Raw genomic sequence first — 17,193 nt, 5'->3', positions numbered from 1 at the left:
TTGAACATTGTAAAAATAGTTAGTTTTGCCGAACTATTTCATTTAAATAAAAGGTCGCAAGTTTTGTGCCAAACTTTCTGGTATGGGTAAAAATTTAACGAAAAGAGCAGAGGATTATTCCAAATGGTATAATGAACTTGTTGTAAAAGCGGATTTGGCTGAAAATTCGGGAGTTAGGGGTTGTATGGTCATTAAACCTTATGGTTATGCCATATGGGAAAAGATGCAGGCCCAATTGGATATTATGTTCAAGGAAACTGGACATGAGAATGCCTATTTTCCATTGTTCATACCTAAGTCCTACCTGAGCAAAGAGGCCAGTCATGTGGAAGGCTTTGCCAAGGAATGTGCTGTAGTTACGCACTATAGATTAAAGAATGCTGAGGATGGTAGCGGAATTATTGTGGACCCTGAAGCCAAGCTGGAGGAAGAGCTAATTGTTAGGCCTACCTCGGAAACCATAATATGGGACACCTATAGACGCTGGGTACAGTCTTATCGCGATTTGCCACTTTTAATAAACCAATGGGCAAATGTGGTACGTTGGGAAATGCGAACCAGACTTTTCTTGAGAACTGCTGAGTTTTTATGGCAGGAAGGCCATACCGCTCATGCAACTGAAAAGGAGGCCATTGCAGAAGCGGAACAGATGATGAACGTGTATGCGGAATTTGTAGAGAACTATATGGCGGTACCAGTTATTAAAGGAACCAAAACGGCAAGTGAACGTTTTGCCGGAGCATTGGAGACCTACTGTATAGAGGCCCTAATGCAAGACGGTAAGGCCTTACAGGCAGGTACATCACATTTTTTGGGGCAAAATTTCGCCAAGGCTTTTGATGTAAAGTTTGCTACCAAAGAAGGGGTGCGGGAATATGTTTGGGCAACCTCATGGGGGGTTTCTACACGTTTGATGGGGGCATTGATCATGACCCATAGCGATGATAACGGATTGGTGCTACCACCTAAATTGGCTCCAATACAAGTGGTAATTGTTCCTATATATAAAGGAGAGGATCAATTGGATGCCATTTCAGAAAGAGTGGGTCCTTTGGTCAAGGAATTACGCTCCAAAGGAATCTCGGTTAAATACGATGACCGGGATACCCAGAAACCGGGGTTTAAATTTAACGAGTACGAGTTGAAAGGGGTACCTGTTCGTTTGGCCATAGGACAAAGGGATATGGATAATGGTACCTTTGAAGTAGCCAGAAGGGATACATTTGAAAAACAAACCATTAAGGGCGATGAGGTGGTTGCGAAAATTGAGTTTTTGTTGGAGGATATTCAGCTAAATATCCATAATAAGGCATTGGAACATAGGAGAACCCATATTACGGAGGTTGATTCTTATGAAGAATTTAAGGAGGTTTTGGAAAATAAGGGAGGATTTATATCGGCACATTGGGATGGCACCCCTGAAACGGAAGAATTGGTGAAAGAGCAGACAAAAGCTACTATACGCTGCATTCCTATTGATGCCAAAGAAGAAGCTGGAGTATGCATGGTAACGGGAAAACCGTCCTCGAAAAGAGTGCTTTTTGCCAAGGCATATTAAAAGATTTTAAAAATTTTTATTTAGGTCTTGCGATAGTAAAAAATAATTGTATTTTTGCATCCGCAATTATGCGATTTGATGGTCCGTTCGTCTAGGGGTTAGGACGCCAGGTTTTCATCCTGGTAACAGGGGTTCGATTCCCCTACGGACTACTAAGGTTATATTGAAATTTTTGGAGTATTGATTTAGATATAAGAATCGTGTCTGTACTCGTAACCAAAAAATGGTCCGTTCGTCTAGGGGTTAGGACGCCAGGTTTTCATCCTGGTAACAGGGGTTCGATTCCCCTACGGACTACACAGTGTATTAAGGGGTTTATCCCGATAAAAAAATTAATTAAATAGAAAATGGCAAATCATAAGTCAGCATTAAAGAGGATTAGAAGGAACGAAGCGGTAAGACTACGCAACAGGTACCAGCATAAAACAACCCGTAACGCTATCAGAAGATTGCGTACAGAGGAAGATAAAAAAGCTGCTGAAACTTTATTGCCAAGTGTGGTAAGTATGATCGATAGATTGGCTAAGCGTAATATTATCCATTCCAATAAAGCTGCAAACTTAAAGAGCAAGTTGACCAAACAAGTAGCTGCACTATAAGTTTTAAAATTTATATTTAAGGAACGCCCTTCGCAAGAACGGGCGTTTTTTTGTTTTTATTATCCACCCCCGTTTCTTGGAATAGGGCTTTGGGTTAAGATATATGATTAAATTATCAAGATACTGTAAGGTTTAAGATATGCTGCCAAAAATCGTAGGAAATTAAAAGTAATCATTTTATATTCGGATTTCATTTATTAAATCTAAGCCACTTGAAACCGAAAATAATGGGTATGCTATGTTCTAAACAAAAATTAGGTTTTCTTTTATTTGCAGTTCTTTTGGGTTGCAAGTCTAAGCAGGAAACAGTACCTCATAGTCACTCTTCCGAAACTGAACATTCCCATTCACACAGCCATTATACGGAACATGATGCGGTAACTGCCCATAAATTGATTTTTCCTTCCCAGGTGCCGGATAGGGTCATTGCCAATTTAACTGCAGATCCGTCCCATAGCATGGCCGTGAATTGGAGAACGGACCAGCAAGTGGAGGCTGGGTTTGTGGAAATTGCAATAGCGACCGACGGCCCGGAATTTTTATTGAATGATGTAAGAAGGATTGAAGCTAAAAGTGAAATCTTTCAAAATCAGAACAGGAAGGAGCCCCTTGTGAAAGCTATATACCATTCAGCAATGGTCGACAATCTGCAGCCAAAAACCACCTATGTATATAGGGTTGGTTATGGAAAGGAGAGTAGCGACGGTTGGAGCGAATGGTTTCAATATACTACGGCCAGCGCTACTTCCGACGACCCCTTTAGCTTTATCTATTTTGGCGATGCCCAGAACAACGTAAAATCCCTGTGGTCTAGGGTAATACGAAATTCTTACCGAAAATTCCCTGAAGTAAACTTCATGTTGCACGCAGGCGACTTAATAAATGATAGGGATGCCAATCTGGAATGGGGAGAATGGTTTTATGCCGGCAGCTTTATTCATGCCACGGTGCCAAGTGTTATGACGCCGGGTAATCATGAATACAGGGATGGTGTGTTAACTTCTTTATGGAACCCACAATTCACTTTGCCCGAGAACGGGCCAATTGAGGAATTAAAAGAAACGTGTTTTGCAATTGATTATCAAGACATGAAATTGATTTCTATCGATAGCGAAGGGTATGATGAAAGTATGGAAGCCCGCACGGCACAGATAAAATGGCTAGATTCCGTATTGCAATCAAACACTAAAAAATGGATAACCATTTTCACCCATTATCCGGTTTATTCTACCAAAGAAGGACGGGACAATTGGGAGCTGAGAGAAGGTATAAAACCTTTGATAGATAAATATGGGGTGGATTTAGTATTACAAGGGCATGATCATACCTATGCCAGAGGCTATCCCGCTAACGAAGGTCAGGGCTTAACAGTGTTGGATGACGCTGGTACGGTTTATGCCGTTTCTGTAAGTGGTCCCAAAATGTATGAATCGCAAGACCAGGACTGGATGGTAAGGCGAGGGGAGTATACTCAACTCTTTCAAATACTTACTGTTACCAACGATACCATTAAATATGAGGCGTACACTCCTATAGGTACCTTGTACGATGCATTCGACTTAATTAAAAAAGACGGTAAAAAGCAATTGATCAATAGGGTACCCAAAAGTCCTGTCCGACTTAGAAAAGACTTTTTGAAAGAAGATAAAAAGTAAATTGTTGTTGGTTGGTTTAGGATTGTACTAAAGAATTATTTGACGAAAGTAAGTGGAATACTAGTGATACAAGGTCTAGGACTTAATAAGGGCTAAGGCTTGTTGTTTATTTCCAATTGCTGTTACAATAGATATATTATTTTATAAATTCCATCATTTCAATGCTTGTTAGGTTACATATCAAAAAGCTAAACGGTTATTTTATTAAAAGAATATTTTTATTCTATGCATTTTTTCTATCAATTGCGCAGCTGTTTGCCCATGGGGATTTAAGTATACGGATAGCGGAAAAGACCATAGAGATTTCCGAAAATCCCAATAATTTTAAACTTTACTTTGAAAGGGGGTTATTGTATCAGCAGCACCTGGAATATAGCAATGCCCTGGAAGACTATCGTAGGTCCCAATCCTTGGGAAATACCGACAAAACGCTACATTATCAAATTGCCGAGGTCCATTATTTAACTGAGGATTATAATGCGTCCTTAAAAAGTATAGGCTCTTATTTGGAATTGGGCAGTATAGATGTAAAAGCTAAAAAACTGGAAGCCCAAATACTGTTCCATCTAAAATCCTACAAAAAATCCTTGGACGCTTACCGTTATGTAATCAATAATATGATCGATATCCGTCCCGAAGATGTATTGGAATACAGCAATATCATACTAGCGGAAAACAATAAGAATTACAAGGGTGCTATTGCTGCGATAGAATCGGGTCTGGACCTACTGGGGCCTCACACCTTATCGCTTCAACTTAAAAAACTGGACTATCTTAAAGATTCCGGTCAAACTAAAGAAGCCTTGGAACAATACAATTATTTTATTCTTGAATACAACAGAAAAGAGTTCTGGTATTATAAAAAAGCAAAGTATTTGGCGGAAATAGATAAACCACATAAGGCCTTCATATCGTTAAAACTAGCCATGGTTGCTATTGAGCAATTGGATGCAAAGTTTAGGAATATGAACCCCGTAATAAAATTAAAAGAACAAATAAAAAGCTTGGAAAGCTCCTTAACAACCAAAAATTATGATTAAAAAAAGTACCTTTTTGCTAGTCGCCCTATGTTCGGTGTATTCAATTGCCCAGACCTCCCAAGTAGATCTTCCCAATGTTAATGCTGTTGCCGTTACCAACCCTAATGACCTTGCACAGAATTCCCCTTCCGTAACTGTTGTAAGGGGCCCTTATTTACAAAGCGGTACGCCAACCACTGTTGTGGTAAAATGGAGAACGGACATAGCAACCCAATCCGTTGTGAATTACGGAAAAATATCAAATTCATTGTCGGAGAAAGCATCCAACACTGCTTTGACCACCGAACACGAGGTTACCTTATCCGGTCTGAGTCCCAACACAAAATATTATTTCAATATCGGCAATAAATCAGAGGTGCTGTCCGAAAGTGATTCTGGGGATATGTATGTAATAACAGCCCCTAAAGCAGGCAGCAAACAATTTGTTCGTGCATGGATTTTGGGTGATGCCGGAACGGCCAATAATAATCAGAGAGCCGTACGTGATGCCTATTACGATTATGTGGACGCTGCTCCCATGAATAGCGGTAAAACAGATATGATGTTGTTTTTAGGGGATAACGCCTATGGTAGTGGTACGGATGAGCAATATCAAAACGCCCTTTTTGACATCTATGACGATATGTTGAAGAAATCCGTGGCATGGTCCTGCTTGGGAAATCATGATGGCAAGTCGGCAGATTCTGCAACACAATCCGGACCTTATTATGATATATTTACCTTTCCTACCGCTGCCCAGGCGGGAGGTACTGCCTCGGGAACAGAGGCCTATTATTCTTTTGATTATGCCAATATCCACTTTATAATACTGGATTCACATCATACAAGTCGGGAAGTTGGAGGTGCCATGTACAACTGGACATTAACCGATATTCAAAACACAAAGCAAGATTGGATAGTGACCTTGTTTCATCATCCGGTATACACTAAAGGATCCCATGACTCCGACACCGAGGATCGACTTATTGAAATGAGGCAAAACTTCATGCCTATGATGGAAGCCAATGGAGTGGATCTTATCTTAAACGGGCATAGCCATTCTTATGAAAGGTCCTATTTCCTGAACGGGCATTATGGATTTGCCAATACTTTTAACCCGGACGAAATTTCGAACGGGGGTCATACCGTTGGAACAACAGGCATCGGAGATGGTAAGGCAGATAGTGATGGTGCTTACCAAAAAACCAGTTTGGCCACTGAAGGCGCCGTATATATAACTACGGGATCTGCCGGTAAAATATCTGGGGGGGACCTAAACCACCAAGCTATGTCCGTGTCCTTGAACCAATTGGGTTCTTGTGTTATGGAGGTGGAAGATGATGGAAAGGGGGGGCAAAACCTGACCGTAAAGTTTATAAGGGAAACCGATGGGATAGAAGATTATTTCACCATTAACAAAACAGCTATGGATCTGAAAGTTGATGGAATGAAAAAGGCACCAAAAAGTGGAAGACTATCCTATGATGCCGACAAGGATTTGGTCCAGTTTAATTTGGAAGGAAAAGAACGACTTAAGAAAGTCAAATTCTATAACAACATTGGGAAATTGGTGAAGAAGAGTAGAAAGAAAACCATCAATGTAGACAAACTGCCAAAAGGCCTATACGTTATAGAAGTCATTACCAACAAGAAAACATATACCGACTCTATTGCCATAGAATAGACCGGTTTAATGCGTATTTTGTAATATGACCATACCATAGTGGTCGTTTGGGTGGATTTGTTCCAATCAAATCAGAAAGGCCAGCGGTAACAAGTGGTACATAAAATGGTAATAAGCGGATGATGAAAATGAAAACGACAAGCATTTTGTTGGGGTCCATTGTTATATGCCTCTTGATGTTGTCTGGGAAGAAGACGACCATTCCGAAACAAACGAATGCCATTCCCGAAAAAATAGCAGCACTGTATACGGCCAATTTTAACAAGTTTCAAAATGAAGTAGATTATTTGGCCACCCTTGCCAATAGGGCAACTTCTGTTAACGAATGGGAGGCACTGAAAAGAAAAGTTGAAAAAACTAGGTTGGCCTATAAGCAGGTCGAGTTCATTTTTGATTATTACCAAACTTTCTACAATGGTACTTATATCAATGGAGCTCCTCTTCCGAAGGTAAGCGAGTATTTTGAAGCTGAACAAGTTATTCCGCCTAGTGGCTTACAGGCGTTGGATGAGGCGGTTTATGGGGAGGCTTCCAATGAAAACTTGCAGCACATACAAGTATTGGCCAAAGGACTTAAGGAGCAGGTAGATTTTATTGCAAAAATACATTTGCCCATCCATTTAAAATCGAGTCAGATTATTGAGTGTATTCGGTCAGGTATTGTCAGGATCTTTACTTTAGGCCTAACGGGGTATGATACCCCGGGTTCTGTAAATGGATTAAAAGAAAGTTATGTGAGCTGGCAAAGCATGGAAACCGCATTTCTTTACTTTGTAGAAGGTCTTTCACCGCCGGCAAAGACCAAATTCAAAGCAATCAAAGAACTCTTCACAAAGGGTAAGGAAATATTGAACGCCGATACCCATTTTAATGACTTCGATCGATTGACATTTTTGAAGGAAGTTGTCAATCCTTTGTATTCGGTTTTGTTGGAATTTCAAAATTTAAATGACATTAGGCTAGAGCCTTATAAAAAGCATGCCCAAAACTACCAAGCAAAGAATATATTCGATAAGGATTTTCTCGACACGAATTTTTATTCAGAACTGGTTTATCTGCCTTTGGACAACCCAAAGACCATAGCCTTGGGTAAGTTGTTGTTCCAGGATCCCCAGCTTTCCAAGGACAATGTGATGTCCTGCGCCAGCTGTCATAATCCGAACAAAGGTTTTTCCGATGGATTGCCCAAAAGTGTATCCAATCAACAAGGAGTTTTTACCAAAAGAAATGCCCCGACTTTGATGGACGCAGGATATTCAACACGTTATTTTTGGGACATGCGGGCTTCTGATCTTGAAAGACAAGTGATACATGTCATAGATAACGATTTGGAGTTCAATACCGATTTTGATGCCATTATCAGTAAACTCAATAAAAATGCCAACTATAATAAACTATTTAAAGAGGCTTATGGAGGGATAGATAAAGAAGATATCAATCAGCGTTCTATAAGTAATGCTATTGCGGCCTATGTAAACTCTTTAAAATCCTTCAATAGTCCGTTTGATAAATATGTGCGCAACGAAGCAAAGGAATACCCTGAGAATGCCAAACGGGGATTTAATTTGTTTATGGGGAAAGCGGCTTGTGGTAGTTGTCATTTTGCACCTGTGTTCAATGGTACTGTACCTCCCTTTTATTTGGAATCAGAATCGGAAGTCTTGGGTGTTACCCGAGGTTTTGACTCCATTGCACCAAAGTTGGATACGGATTTGGGGCGCATGGGCAATGGTCTTAAATTGGATAATAATCCTTATTTTAAGAATTCGTTCAAAACAGTTACCATTAGAAATGTAGCCCTCACGGCACCGTACATGCACAACGGTTTATTTGGTACTTTGGAAGATGTTATGGCCTTCTACAACCTAGGCGGAGGGGCAGGAATGGGTTTGGAGGTTGAAGACCAAACTTTGTCCGATGCGACATTGGATTTGTCCAAGCAAGAGATTGAAGATGTTATAACATTTATGGAGACACTCACGGATACCTCAAGTTTTACGGCTTATAAGAATTAACTGTTTGGTGTAGGTGCTATTCTATAAGAGTAATTTGAGCAGGGCCAATTTTTGACTGATCATTTAATTAATATCTTTTTGCTCGATAATCTGAGGGGGTAAGCCCTTTGATTTCCTTGAATTTTCTATTGAAGTTGGCTATAGCTCCAAATCCACATTGTTCCGATATCTCGGAAATTGAAAGGTCGGGATTGCTATTGATAAGTTTGCAGGCATTTTCTATTCGTATTTCTATCAAAAATTGAAAAAATGTTTTATTGGTTCGTTTCTTAAAATAACGGCAAAAGGAATTTTTCCCCATATTGGCCTTATCCGCAATTTCTTCCAAAGTAATGGGTTCAAAATACTTTTCCATGGCATATTTGAATACATCGTTCAATCGTTTCCCGTCGTCGTTTGTAAATTTCTTTTTGTAAACAAAGGATGACAGGGGAGTGGTTGTTGCTGTGCTGATCAAATTTATTATTTTTAGAAGGCTTGCTACCCTCTCTAGCTTATTTTGTTTGTTTAGCTTATTGAATTGTCTCCTTATTTTCTGTTTTTTTGAAAGTACCTTCATTCCATATTCAGAATCCTTGAAAAAATCAAGTGTGCCGGACATATCCGACAGCTCGAAAAATTGTTTTCCAAAGGAGGTTTTGTTGAAAAATAGTGAATACATTATAAATTCATCGCTTGTACTCTGGTCGCTCTTAAGGACGTGGGGGACATGACTGCCAATGATAATAATATCATTTTCTTTGTATTCGCTAATAGTGTCTGCCACAATCAAAGACCCTGCCCCTTTTACGATAAGGCTTATTTGTATTTCCTGATGTTGGTGTAGTTCGCCATAAAATGCCCTATCCCGATCTTCCTGGTAGATGAGGGCCTCATTTTTCGGTTTGGGTATTTTAAAGGGAAGAACTTTCAAGGAATATTTTTTTTGCAAAAATTACAAATAAAATTGAAATTTAATGGTATTTGGGGTAATATAGTATAATAATCTGGTATTTGAGCCAGATCTTTTAATTCTCAATAGAGAAGCTGTTTAATAGGGTTAATTACTAAAGGACCAATTTTAATTATATACAGGAATTACTGCTTGATAAGGAACTGTTCAACATTGATTGTAAAAATTCACTATCAATTATTAAAGTTCTAAATTTAGCTTTTATGAGTCGGAAGAATTTTTGTTTTTGTACCGCAATTCCCCCAACTCTATACCTATGGCAGTTTTGGCAAGTATAGTAAAGACAAATGCTCCCAATGCCCAAATTCCTATGGTAACGCCTATTTCAATTTTGGTTGGTAGGTATTCCACTATTTTGCCATAAGGTCCAGGAATAAATCCTGGGACAATTAGACCAAAACCTTTCTCAATCCAAATTGCGGCAAAAAGGATAAAGCAACAGAAATACAAAACTTTCAGATTATTTCTAAACTTACCAAAAGTTAGAATTACAGTGGCCAGAATATTTAACGGAATTGCTGTCCAAATCCAAGGAAGTAAGGCGTTCTTGCCGTGCAATCCGAAGAAAAGATAATAGGCACTTTCGCTGTGATGGGTGGGTGCATAGAATTCCTTAAACAATTCTGAGGCTAGCATTATCAAATTTATCTGTGCCGCTACGGTAACGATCATGGCAATCTTTTTTATAGTTTTATCCTCTATTCTAAAAGCTGTAAAAGAACGGATAACTGCCAAAACTAAAATTATCAATGCCGGTCCGGCCGCAAAAGCTGAAGCCAAGAAGCGAGGACCTAAGAGGGCATTATTCCAAAATGGGCGAGCTTGTAACCCTTGATAAAGGAAAGCCGTTACAAGGTGTATACCAACTGCCCAAAAAACCGATAGTACGGCTCCCGGGACATATACTTTTTTCTGGGCTTCCTTACCTTGATAGTGCCTAAAAAGAATGTAAAATGGGATGGAAATATTAATGAACAGGTATCCGTTTAAAACGATAACGTCCCAGGTAAGCATGGAATTCGGGAAATTAAATACACCAATGCCTGGTATCATATGCCAAAGTACGGATGGCCCGCCCATATCGGCAACTACAAATGCCAAACACATTATCAATGCGGCTACGGCCAATCCTTCCCCTATGAGCACGGCTTGTTTAAAATCTATATCCTTTAGTACGTACGTGGGCATTACGAGCATTACGGCTGCGGCCGCTACCCCTACTAAAAAGGTGAAATTGGAAATATACAGACCCCAGCTAACACGATCGGACATTCCCGTAACACTAAGTCCCTCGTCTAACTGAATGGAATAACAATACATTCCTATAAGCATTACCAGTGTCAGAAACCCCATCCAGATATGATACTTTTTAGACCCCTTCGTAATAGTGTCCAAACTATCGATGACCAAACTTTTTAATACTTTAAATCTTCCCATTATATTTTGCTTTAATCAAATGGCTGAGAATCCTATGTTTTTCCGAGCATTGCTATCCAAATGCTTTACATGGATACGCTATTTATTTGTTAATCCATAAAGTACCAGAACTTAGGTTCTGTTCCTAGATCTTCCTTGAGCCTAAAGACTTTTTTATTTGCCAATACCCACCGTATCGTACTATTTGGGTCTAATAGGTTTCCGAAAATTCGGGCTCCGGTCGGACAAGCTTCAACACATGCCGGATTCTTCCCTTTTCTGGAGCGTTGTACGCAAAAAGTACACTTTTCCATCACTCCTTTTTTGCGCATCCTATTTCCAAGGTAGTGTTGGTTTTTATTGATTTCATTTTCCGGGACTTCAGGTTTACTCCAGTTAAACCGTCTTCCATCATAAGGACAGGCTGCCATACAATAGCGACATCCTACACACCAATCATAATCAATTACGACAAGACCGTCTTCCTCTTTCCAAGTAGCTTGTACAGGGCATACTTCTACACAAGGAGGGTTATCACAATGGAAACACTGGGTGCCCATATAAAAATGACCTTCTGCTGGAACTTCGTGATAGTAATTGTCATCGGCATTATCAAACTTAAACCCTTGGCCATCTTTCATTTCGTGGATGCGGATATACTGCATTTGTGAATTCCTATCCTGATTATTCTCCTCCACACAGGCACTCACGCAGTTCATATAACCTTGGCATTTTGAAATGTTAAAGGCGTATCCAAAGAGAACATCCTCTTCTGCATTTTCCGCGGTCATACTAATATTCTTACCTGTTCGTAATTCATACGATCGCATAAGCCTATTAATGGTACCTTGTTTCTCTTCATCGGTCATCAACTTATAGTTGCCCTTAAACTGCTCTTCCCAATCAATTTGGGCTTTTTCCTTTGTTTTATTGTCAATTACTGCACTACAAGAAGTACTAACGGCACCGGCTCCAATAAGAAGACTTGCCGTTAATTTTCTAAAGGCAGTTCTGCGATCCATCTTCACGTCAAAAACTTGCTCAAAACCATCCCTGTGTCTTTCTTCTCCAATGGATGCATTTATGGCGGCCTCGTAAAATTCGTCGGCACTAAGTTCCGTTTTCTGGCTATTGCAGCTTCCTTCGGTCTTACCGCATCCACAGGATGCAGTCGCCTCTTTTTGCTTATTTTGACCGAGGTCTAGGGAATACCATTTTTTATTATCGCTCATACTTTATTTTTAATGATCCAAACCTTCTTTACGCTCTATGGCTTTTTGAGTATTAAATTGTACTGGCCATCTTTTTTCAAAACCTGGACTGTGCGGATTATGGCAATTTACGCAGGTCATTGAGGCGCGTGGTGGGGCCCAGCCCGCTACTTTTTTACCGTGTGCACCTCCTTTCCAGTCTTCGAACTGACTAAAGTGGCATTGGGCGCAGAGCTTATAACTAAGGTTTAGATCTATGTTTTGGTTTGTTAGGGAACGTAGATTGTTCATGTCCTCTCCATTATGGCAAGTGGTACAGTCCATCATCTCGCTATTGGCGTGGTTTAATTTTACGTCCCAGTGCGCCTTTTGCCCTTCCAGGCCCTTCATTTGTGCTACTGGCCTGTTGTGGCACTCTGTACATGCAAATGATTTTATTTGTCCCTTTCTTTCGGGTATCCAAAAGGTATGTTCCCCTGCTGTAATTTCAATTAATTCGGAATCCATTAATAATTGATCAGAGGTAAGCTTTCCGTGGTAAGGCTTGCCTTCATTCTCAATTTTGTCTTTAATGGAGTGATATTCCCCGTCTTCTTTACAAGAGCAGAATCCTAGAATGAACAGGAATATCAAACAATATATAAGGGTTTTATTCTTCATAGGAATTGTTGAATTGTCTTAGGAAGGTACTTGCATCCATCTGTTGTTTTTCATTTGATATAGGTATATGGCATTGCCTACAATTAATGCGTTCCGGGTGCGAAACTCTTATTTCTTTAGGGGCGCTGGGGCCGGAATGACAAGTAATACAATTTTCCCTCATCTGTAATTGGTGCGGAATCATTGGCGGACTTCCTGGCATAGCATTGTTGGCACCAACCCCTACCTCTGGAGCCTGTACTTTGGTGAAAGCAAATTCCCGAAACGTATTATTGGTTTTTATGGCAACATGGCACTGGCGACAATTTATCAATTCCGGATGTGGGGTTACAGGGGCGTAGGCATTAAATTTCTCTACAAATCCTCCATTCTGATGGCATTGCAGGCAGGTGTTCCCTCCTAGACTACGATCTTTTGCAACTGGATGTGGTATACTTGGAGGTGCGCCGTGATAGGCTCTGTTATCATAGTAGCTGTCAAGTGAGCGCTGATGATTTTCGTCTATAGGCATATTCGAAAAATCATGACCGGCATTGTTAAATCGCTTAAAAACACCACCCTCTGCGGGAATGAAATTTCCAGTGGGAGTGTCATAAGTAGGGATGTCCGCCTCCTCCAGCCCTTCTAGGTAACTATAGTTCCATGTAATAATAAAGGCTATAAAGATGATTACAAACAATGATATGATACCCAGTCTCTTTTTCATATTCTATGCTTTTTCTACTTTAACAGCGCATTTCTTGTAATCCGGTTCTTTGGAAATAGGGCAAAAAGCATCGAGTGTCACGTCATTGATAAGCATATTTTCATCGAAAAAAGGAACAAATATTTGCCCTTTGGTGGGCAACCCTCTTTCATTTATGGAAGCGGGCAGATTACAAGAGCCCCTACGGGAGGTTATTTTGATATTTTCGCCATTTCTTATTCCCAAAGTCTTCGCATCATCAGGATGAAATTCCACATAGGCATTGGGCATAGCTTGATGTAAGACTGGTATTCTTCGGGTCATGGATCCAGTATGCCAGTGTTCAATTACACGTCCCGTATTTAACCAGAATGGATATTCTTGATCCGGCTTTTCCGGGGCTTCTTCAAATGGACGTTGCCATATCACAGCTTTTCCATCCGGTTTGCCATAAAAATGAAAGTCTTCCCCGTTGGAACAAGCGGGATCATATTTTGCGTTAAATCGCCATTGGGTTGATTTTCCATTTACATACGGCCATATAACACCGGATTCTTTTTTCAGAACTTCCAATGGTGCCATGCCATGTTTGGCGCCTTCGTGAAACTGTCTGTATTCATTGAATATTTCCTCCACGTGATTTTCTTTGCTGTAAGGAAAGAGATCCCCATATCCCATTCGTTTTGCCACCTCTATAAACATCCAAGCATCTGGTGTAGTTTCACCTGGACCTTCCACCATTTTGTCCCAATACTGGGTTCTTCTTTCAGAGTTGCCATAAAGTCCTCCTTTTTCAATATGCCAGGACGCTGGAAGAATTACATCAGCGACATCCGAGGTAGGCGTTGGAAACACATCCGAAACAACAACGAAACAGGATTCCTTTTCCATCCCTGGACGATAACGACTGGTCTTTGGCAGTGAAACCAGTGGGTTGGTGGCTTGGACCCATATAAACTTGATATCCCCTCTATCTACTGCCCTAAACATTTCCGTTGCGTGATAGGTGGGTTTGGATGGAATATTTTCAACGGGAACTTTCCAAATTCTTGCAGCCATTTCCCTGTCTTCTTGGTTGGTGACAACTCCGTGTGGTAATTTATGGGTAAAAGTTCCCACCTCACGGGCGGTTCCGCAAGCGGAGGGTTGACCAGTTAAGGAAAACGGGCCATTTCCAGGTTGCGAAATTTTTCCGGTCAGTAAATGAATATTATATACTAGGTTGTTTATCCAAGTTCCCCTTGTGTGTTGGTTCATACCCATACACCAATAAGAAACTACCTTGATATTTGGATCACCGTATATGGAAGCTAAATATTTAATGTCCCTTACGGATACTTTGGAATATTTGGCAACCAATTCCGGACTGTAATCCTTCAAAAACTCTTTGTAAGCTTCGAAGTCTATTTTCTGTGGTTTATCCGTAAATTCATAATGGTCTTCCAGACCATATCCCATATCGGTGAGCCCCTTGCTAAAACTGCAGTGCTTTTCAACAAAGGATCTATTTACCCAACCATTTTTGATAATCTCATAACATATGGCATTGGCAACCGCTAGATCGGTTTGGGGTTCAAAAAGAATAGATCTGTCCGATGCCGTACTTGAGCGCGTTGTTCTTGTGGCAAAATCAATAATTTTAGCACCGCGAAGTGCTTTTTGCTCCAACATTCGGGAGAACAATACGGGGTGCATTTCGGCCATATTGTTGCCCCAGGTGACAAAATAATCGGCATGATCAATATCTTCATAACAGCCCATTGGTTCATCTGCGCCAAAACTGGTCAAGAAGCCCGTCACGGCACTTGCCATGCACAATCGCGCATTGCAATCCAAGTTGTTCGTCCCTATAGCTCCCTTCATTAATTTGGAGGCTATATAACCTTCTGGAATGGTGGATTGTCCAGAGGTGTACATGGCTACGGAATCCTTACCATGATTAGTGATTGTTTCCTTCATTTTGGAAGCTACAAGGTCCAAGGCGTCATTGATAGGCGTCCTAACATAACTGCCATTTTTCTTGACCAAGGCGTGGGTAAGTCGGTCTTTGGACTGAATGCACATAATCTGGTGATATCCTTTTACACAAAGTAGTCCTTTATTTACGGAAGAATTTGGATCTCCTTTCACGGCAACGGCCTTTCCGTTTTCAGTGCCTACGAGTATGCCACACCCTACGCCACAGAACCTACAGGGGCCTTTTTTCCAATCTAAATTAGCATCTTCAGGAATGCCCTTTTCCTGTTCATTTGCAAACAAAATTCCTGGAAACATGGATGAAGCAGCCGTCATTGCGGACATCATGGCCATTTTTTTGATAAAACTTCTTCTATTTGTTGCAGATTTGTTCATAGTATATTAATTATGAGGTGTATCAAAACCAGAGACCAGAGACAATAATTTGAGGCTGTCCAGGGCTTCAATTTTTTCTTTGAGAATATCATCCTCTTTTTCGTTGGGCGTGTCGGTTACCAGTGCAAGAACGTCTTGATTTTTGGCAGGAACAACTTCGCATTGATGAAGATTTCTCAATGCGGTCATCAACTCTTCTTTTCTGCCCGATATAGACAGGGCTAGGTAACTTTTAATGGGCATACTAAATTCAGTTTTAACAAGGGGATTTAATCTTCTTTGATAATTTCACCATTAATTTAACAAAAATTAAAAGACATTCCCTAAATAAATGAGTCAAAAGTTGTTGATATGATAAAAAGATAATATAGATTTAATACATTCCCATTGGTTGGATTTAATGTATTCAATACTTAAACCAGACTATTGTAAATAATAAAGGAGTAGCAACTTAAAACCCCAATTTGCAAAGTAATTAGGCTTACTTCCTTTTGCTGAGGTTAATTTTTATACACCGGGGTTCCATCCAATAGCTATTGCCACTTGCTTATTTTCTTTGATAACGGACCTTATAATATATGGGCGGTCCTGGCCTACTTTATCCAGCGTGATCTCCATAGCTTCGCCATCTATTAAAACTTTTCCAGTAAAGTTGCTCTTGGGTTGGTGTCCAAGTCCGTATCTGTTGTCCTCAACGAGAAGGAGCATCAACATCTTTTCCGGGTCGGGGCAAGAGCAATAAATGCCCAGTTCATCCCAGAGGTATATACTGTTTTTGGTTTGTTTAATAGGTTCGATCCGCGTGGCATCACCCAAAATACCTTTTATAATTTTGTAGCTAGTTGGAAAACTAATGGATGTATTATTTATTCTTATTTCATTAGGGTCGCACTGAATAATTATGGTAGCTTCCTTTTTTTTTCTTTTACTTGGATCTCTAAAGTCGAATATTCCCATATGACGCAAGATATTTATTTTTTTAAGAATGGTGGATGGTTTGGTTTTTTTTCAATAATTGGGAAGCGTGATAGGCTTGATAATATTGGAATATAAATAGGCTACATTAATGTACAGCCTCATATTTCCTATAGATTTTTCGTTTGGCTATTTCCATAAAACAGTGAACCACGTCTAAAAAAGACGTGGTTTCTTGCTTGTTGTGACCTCGACAGGAGTACCTGCGGTTTTCCATTGAGCTCAAAGTTGCAAATAAGAAACCCCACAGCTATCGCTGCAGTTTCTTTATTTTATTCCAAAACCTCAAACTGTGTTTGGCTTTTTCCATAAAACAAAGAACCACGCCTTAAAGACGTGGTTTCTTGCTTGTTGTGACCTCGACAGGATTACCTTTGGTTTTCCTTTGTGCTCAAAGTTGCAAATAAGAAAC

At 40.2% G+C, this 17,193-nt stretch carries 14 protein-coding genes and 2 tRNA genes; 8 read left to right on the top strand and 8 right to left on the bottom strand.

The window, feature by feature from the left end:
* The first annotated feature begins 82 nt into the window (after nucleotides 1-82).
* The 8 genes from proS (at nucleotide 83) to MWU84_RS05215 (ending at nucleotide 8,530) form a co-directional block, all read left to right on the top strand.
* Nucleotides 83-1,558 carry a proline--tRNA ligase gene (gene proS / locus MWU84_RS05250; protein ID WP_246899084.1) on the top strand — a complete coding sequence of 492 codons (1,476 nt, stop codon included), beginning with the start codon at nucleotides 83-85 and terminating at the stop codon, nucleotides 1,556-1,558.
* Nucleotides 1,559-1,638: 80 nt separating this feature from the next.
* Nucleotides 1,639-1,710: transfer RNA gene (locus MWU84_RS05245), tRNA-Glu, on the top strand.
* A gap of 73 nt (nucleotides 1,711-1,783) precedes the next feature.
* Nucleotides 1,784-1,855, top strand: a tRNA-Glu gene (locus MWU84_RS05240).
* A gap of 50 nt (nucleotides 1,856-1,905) precedes the next feature.
* On the top strand, nucleotides 1,906-2,157 hold the full coding sequence (gene rpsT, locus MWU84_RS05235) for a 30S ribosomal protein S20 (RefSeq protein WP_031442787.1): 252 nt from the start codon (nucleotides 1,906-1,908) through the stop codon (nucleotides 2,155-2,157).
* A gap of 212 nt (nucleotides 2,158-2,369) precedes the next feature.
* Nucleotides 2,370-3,812 (top strand): metallophosphoesterase family protein, encoded by a 1,443-nt coding sequence (locus tag MWU84_RS05230; RefSeq protein ID WP_246899082.1) that lies wholly within the window; start codon nucleotides 2,370-2,372, stop codon nucleotides 3,810-3,812.
* Between the two features lie 161 nt (nucleotides 3,813-3,973).
* Nucleotides 3,974-4,852 (top strand): hypothetical protein, encoded by an 879-nt coding sequence (locus tag MWU84_RS05225; protein ID WP_246899079.1) that lies wholly within the window; start codon nucleotides 3,974-3,976, stop codon nucleotides 4,850-4,852.
* On the top strand, nucleotides 4,845-6,515 hold the full coding sequence (locus MWU84_RS05220; RefSeq protein ID WP_246899077.1) for a metallophosphoesterase: 1,671 nt from the start codon (nucleotides 4,845-4,847) through the stop codon (nucleotides 6,513-6,515). Before MWU84_RS05225 ends, MWU84_RS05220 begins: the two co-directional genes overlap by 8 nt.
* Nucleotides 6,516-6,643: 128 nt before the next feature.
* Nucleotides 6,644-8,530: a cytochrome c peroxidase gene (locus MWU84_RS05215; protein ID WP_246899075.1), complete on the top strand. Its 1,887-nt coding sequence runs from the start codon at nucleotides 6,644-6,646 to the stop codon at nucleotides 8,528-8,530.
* A 67-nt stretch (nucleotides 8,531-8,597) separates the two neighbouring features.
* On the opposite strand, the gene MWU84_RS05210 is transcribed toward MWU84_RS05215, so the two are convergent.
* The 8 genes from MWU84_RS05210 to MWU84_RS05175 form a co-directional block, all read right to left on the bottom strand.
* Entirely contained in the window at nucleotides 8,598-9,443 is an 846-nt protein-coding gene (locus MWU84_RS05210; RefSeq protein WP_246899073.1) for an AraC family transcriptional regulator, read from the bottom strand.
* A 240-nt stretch (nucleotides 9,444-9,683) separates the two neighbouring features.
* Entirely contained in the window at nucleotides 9,684-10,919 is a 1,236-nt protein-coding gene (dsrP, locus tag MWU84_RS05205) for a sulfate reduction electron transfer complex DsrMKJOP subunit DsrP (RefSeq protein WP_246899071.1), read from the bottom strand.
* Nucleotides 10,920-11,008: 89 nt separating this feature from the next.
* Nucleotides 11,009-12,130, bottom strand: coding sequence for a 4Fe-4S dicluster domain-containing protein (locus tag MWU84_RS05200; RefSeq protein WP_246899069.1), 1,122 nt, complete (start codon nucleotides 12,128-12,130; stop codon nucleotides 11,009-11,011).
* Nucleotides 12,131-12,139: 9 nt separating this feature from the next.
* On the bottom strand, nucleotides 12,140-12,769 hold the full coding sequence (locus tag MWU84_RS05195) for a cytochrome c family protein (protein WP_246899067.1): 630 nt from the start codon (nucleotides 12,767-12,769) through the stop codon (nucleotides 12,140-12,142).
* Nucleotides 12,759-13,475: a nitrate reductase cytochrome c-type subunit gene (locus MWU84_RS05190; protein WP_246899065.1), complete on the bottom strand. Its 717-nt coding sequence runs from the start codon at nucleotides 13,473-13,475 to the stop codon at nucleotides 12,759-12,761. Before MWU84_RS05190 ends, MWU84_RS05195 begins: the two co-directional genes overlap by 11 nt.
* A gap of 3 nt (nucleotides 13,476-13,478) precedes the next feature.
* On the bottom strand, nucleotides 13,479-15,806 hold the full coding sequence (locus tag MWU84_RS05185) for a molybdopterin-dependent oxidoreductase (RefSeq protein ID WP_246899063.1): 2,328 nt from the start codon (nucleotides 15,804-15,806) through the stop codon (nucleotides 13,479-13,481).
* A gap of 6 nt (nucleotides 15,807-15,812) precedes the next feature.
* Entirely contained in the window at nucleotides 15,813-16,049 is a 237-nt protein-coding gene (locus MWU84_RS05180) for a hypothetical protein (RefSeq protein WP_246899061.1), read from the bottom strand.
* A 264-nt stretch (nucleotides 16,050-16,313) separates the two neighbouring features.
* The gene (locus tag MWU84_RS05175) at nucleotides 16,314-16,763 is read right to left on the bottom strand and encodes a hypothetical protein (protein WP_246899060.1); all 450 of its coding nucleotides are present in this window, start codon (nucleotides 16,761-16,763) and stop codon (nucleotides 16,314-16,316) included.
* Nucleotides 16,764-17,193 lie beyond the last annotated feature (430 nt).

This window comes from Arenibacter sp. F20364 (genome assembly GCF_023015905.1).
Taxonomy (GTDB): domain Bacteria; phylum Bacteroidota; class Bacteroidia; order Flavobacteriales; family Flavobacteriaceae; genus Arenibacter.
This window is presented reverse-complemented; position numbering and strand designations above follow the sequence as displayed.

What these genes read in the sequence shown, in the direction of transcription:
- proS (WP_246899084.1), top strand. Translation starts at nt 83, where the DNA reads ATGGGTAAAAATTTAACGAAAAGAGCAGAGGATTATTCCAAATGGTAT.
- MWU84_RS05200 (WP_246899069.1), bottom strand. Translation starts at nt 12,130, where the DNA reads ATGAGCGATAATAAAAAATGGTATTCCCTAGACCTCGGTCAAAATAAG.
- MWU84_RS05190 (WP_246899065.1), bottom strand. Translation starts at nt 13,475, where the DNA reads ATGAAAAAGAGACTGGGTATCATATCATTGTTTGTAATCATCTTTATA.
- dsrP (WP_246899071.1), bottom strand. Translation starts at nt 10,919, where the DNA reads ATGGGAAGATTTAAAGTATTAAAAAGTTTGGTCATCGATAGTTTGGAC.
- MWU84_RS05175 (WP_246899060.1), bottom strand. Translation starts at nt 16,763, where the DNA reads ATGGGAATATTCGACTTTAGAGATCCAAGTAAAAGAAAAAAAAAGGAA.
- MWU84_RS05220 (WP_246899077.1), top strand. Translation starts at nt 4,845, where the DNA reads ATGATTAAAAAAAGTACCTTTTTGCTAGTCGCCCTATGTTCGGTGTAT.
- MWU84_RS05225 (WP_246899079.1), top strand. Translation starts at nt 3,974, where the DNA reads ATGCTTGTTAGGTTACATATCAAAAAGCTAAACGGTTATTTTATTAAA.
- MWU84_RS05185 (WP_246899063.1), bottom strand. Translation starts at nt 15,806, where the DNA reads ATGAACAAATCTGCAACAAATAGAAGAAGTTTTATCAAAAAAATGGCC.
- rpsT (WP_031442787.1), top strand. Translation starts at nt 1,906, where the DNA reads ATGGCAAATCATAAGTCAGCATTAAAGAGGATTAGAAGGAACGAAGCG.
- MWU84_RS05180 (WP_246899061.1), bottom strand. Translation starts at nt 16,049, where the DNA reads ATGCCCATTAAAAGTTACCTAGCCCTGTCTATATCGGGCAGAAAAGAA.
- MWU84_RS05215 (WP_246899075.1), top strand. Translation starts at nt 6,644, where the DNA reads ATGAAAACGACAAGCATTTTGTTGGGGTCCATTGTTATATGCCTCTTG.
- MWU84_RS05195 (WP_246899067.1), bottom strand. Translation starts at nt 12,769, where the DNA reads ATGAAGAATAAAACCCTTATATATTGTTTGATATTCCTGTTCATTCTA.